The sequence below is a fragment of the Dietzia sp. CW19 genome (genome assembly GCF_014145265.1).
GTDB classification, from domain to species: Bacteria; Actinomycetota; Actinomycetes; order Mycobacteriales; family Mycobacteriaceae; genus Dietzia; species Dietzia natronolimnaea.
The window spans coordinates 1-2,555 of the sequence record NZ_JAALEE010000484.1 but is presented as its reverse complement, the minus strand read 5'-3'; the positions used below and the strand labels follow the sequence as shown (position 1 = coordinate 2,555).

The window sequence follows — 2,555 nt, the reverse complement described above, 5'->3', positions numbered from 1 at the left end:
CGTCGGCGGGCTCGTCGTCCCGGTCGGAGGAGTCGCCGTCGCCGATGACGGCGAGGACGGCACCGACCTCGACGGTCTCGTCCTCGTCGGCGACGATCTTCTGCAGGGTGCCGGCGACGGGGGAGGGGATCTCGGTGTCGACCTTGTCGGTGGAGACCTCGAGCAGGGGCTCGTCCATCTCGACGGTGTCGCCCACGGCCTTGAGCCAGTTGGTGATGGTGCCCTCGGTGACGGATTCGCCGAGTTCGGGCATGGTGACCTCGGTGCCCTTGCCGCCCGAGCCCTTGCCGCCCGAGTCGCCGGAGGACGTCGCGGGCTTCTCGGCGGGTGCCTCGTCGGCCTCCTCCGCGGAGGTGTCGGCCTCGTCGGCATCGTCATCGGAGTCGTCGTCGACATCGTCGTCGGAGGACTCCTCCGCCGGCTCGTCGGTGTCGTCCGATCCACCGGAACCGTCGTCGATGACCGCGAGTTCGCCGCCGATCTCGACGGTCTCGTCCTCGTCGGCGACGATCTTGGACAGCGTGCCCGCGGCGGGCGACGGGATCTCGGTGTCGACCTTGTCGGTCGAGACCTCGAGCAACGGCTCGTCGACCTCGACGGTGTCCCCCTCCTTCTTGAGCCAGCGGGTGACGGTGCCCTCGCTGACGGATTCACCGAGAGCCGGCATCTGTACGGAGAAGGCCATGGTGTCGTGACTCCTCAAGAGTTCTGGGCGCTGCCCGCCGGCGCGATCCGCACCCGCGTGAGCGGCGACATGGTGGTGGGCTATCGATTCTTCGAGACGACCCGGGACGGAACCACTGTGGCGGCCCGCCCGGACGATCGACCCCCATTGTGCCCTGTGCCACCTACCGGTGTCGGCGGACGCTCCGATCCCGGCGTCTGTGGGCGTCCGATCCGCCCGGCGGCCGCGCCATCACCGGTGCTCGGGCTCGGTACGATCGATTCGGCGTAGACGGCCCCACCCCGGACGGGGGGCCGACGGGAGGAGACCGACAGTGGCGATCCGCGATCTTTTCCGGCGGCGGCAGACGCGGATCCCCGCGGATCCCGCCGACCTCGCCCACTTCCGATCCTGGTGCGAGACCCGGGTGGGGATCGAGGCGTACCTGGAGCCCGAGACCCTCGTGTCGGTGCCCGGACTCCTCCTGGTCGCGTTCGACGGCGAGTGGACGCGACGCCCGGTGGGGGACGTGGCCACCGCGCGCAAGCTCGCCGACGAGCTCAAGATCCCCCTCTACGACGCGATGGAGACCGGGTACCCGGACCGGATGCGGCTCTTCGAGGAGGTCCGCATCTCCCGCGAGCGCATGGAGAGGGCCCGCCGGCTCCGCGAACAGATGCGCGGAGCCGACGAGGCCTGACCGGCCGCGGACGGGTGAGCCGCCCGCGGACGGGTCAGCCGGCCGCGGCGATGTCCTCGAGCACCGCGAGCATCGTCCGGACGGGGACACCGGTCCCGCCCTTGGGCAGGTAGCCCTCGGCGCCGCCGTCGTTGTAGGCCGGGCCCGCCACGTCGACGTGGGCCCACTCGACGCCCTCGGCGACGAACTCGGAGAGGAACAGGCCCGCGGAGAGCATGCCGCCCCAGCGGTGCGGGGTGACGTTGGTCAGATCCGCGACCTGGGAGTCGAGGCCGTCGCGGAGCTCCTCGGGCAGCGGCATCGGCCAGCCGCCCTCGCCGACCCCCCGGCTGAGCTCGGCCACCCGGTCTCGGAACTCCTCGGTGCCCATGACACCGGGGGACTTCTTGCCCAGTGCGACCATCTGCGCCCCGGTGAGCGTGGCGGTGTCGATGAGGTGGGACGGCGAGTCCTCGCACGCGCGGACGATGGCGTCGGCCAGGATCAGCCGCCCCTCGGCGTCGGTGTTCTGCACCTCGACCGTCGTCCCGCCGTACATGGTGAGCACGTCGCCGGGCCGGTACGCGGTCGAGGACGGCATGTTCTCGGCCATCGGGACGGTCGCCACCACGGTCAGGTCGAGACCGAGCCGGGCGGCCAGGATGACGGTCGCGACCACGGCGGCCGCACCGCCCATGTCCATCGTCATCTGCTCCATGCCCGCGGCCGGCTTGATGGAGATGCCGCCGGTGTCGAAGGTGACGCCTTTGCCCACCAGGGCGACGGGCGGCCGGTTCTCGTTGCCCCGGTGGGTGAGTCGGACCAGGCGTGGTGGCCGGGACGACCCGCCGCCCACGGCCAGGATGCCGCCGTATCCACCGTCGGCCAGGTCGGCCTCGTCCATGATCTCCACCTCCAGGCCCGCGGCGGCGGCGAGCTCGGCGGCGCGGTCCGCGAAGGAACCGGGGAAGAGCAGGTTGGGTGGGGTGTTGACCAGGTCGCGGGCGAGGCCGACGCACTCGGCGATGGTGGCGGCACGGGTCACCGCGTCCTCGCCGCCCTCCGCGACGAACACCTTCACGGTGTCCGCCTTGTCGTCGTCGTCGTTCTTCGCCGTGACCTTGGCCGGCCGGAACGATCCCAGCGCAGCCCCCAACGCGACCGCCTCGGCGCGCCCGGCGTCGAGCAGGACCAGTGCGGCGCCCAGCCCAC

The 2,555-nt window shown here is 71.9% G+C and carries 3 protein-coding genes; 1 reads left to right on the top strand and 2 read right to left on the bottom strand.

Features of this window, described 5'->3' with window-relative positions:
- On the bottom strand, positions 1–685 hold a 685-nt coding region (locus G6021_RS13845; protein WP_347238975.1), incomplete at its 3' end, for a biotin/lipoyl-containing protein.
- Between the two features lie 313 nt (positions 686–998).
- On the opposite strand from G6021_RS13845, the gene G6021_RS13840 reads away from it, so the two are divergent.
- On the top strand, positions 999–1,364 hold the full coding sequence (locus tag G6021_RS13840) for an oxidoreductase (protein WP_182611205.1): 366 nt from the start codon (positions 999–1,001) through the stop codon (positions 1,362–1,364).
- A 34-nt stretch (positions 1,365–1,398) separates the two neighbouring features.
- Here the strand turns inward: G6021_RS13840 and G6021_RS13835 are convergent.
- Positions 1,399–2,555: leucyl aminopeptidase (locus tag G6021_RS13835; protein ID WP_241736566.1), on the bottom strand; the 1,157-nt coding region annotated here is incomplete at its 5' end.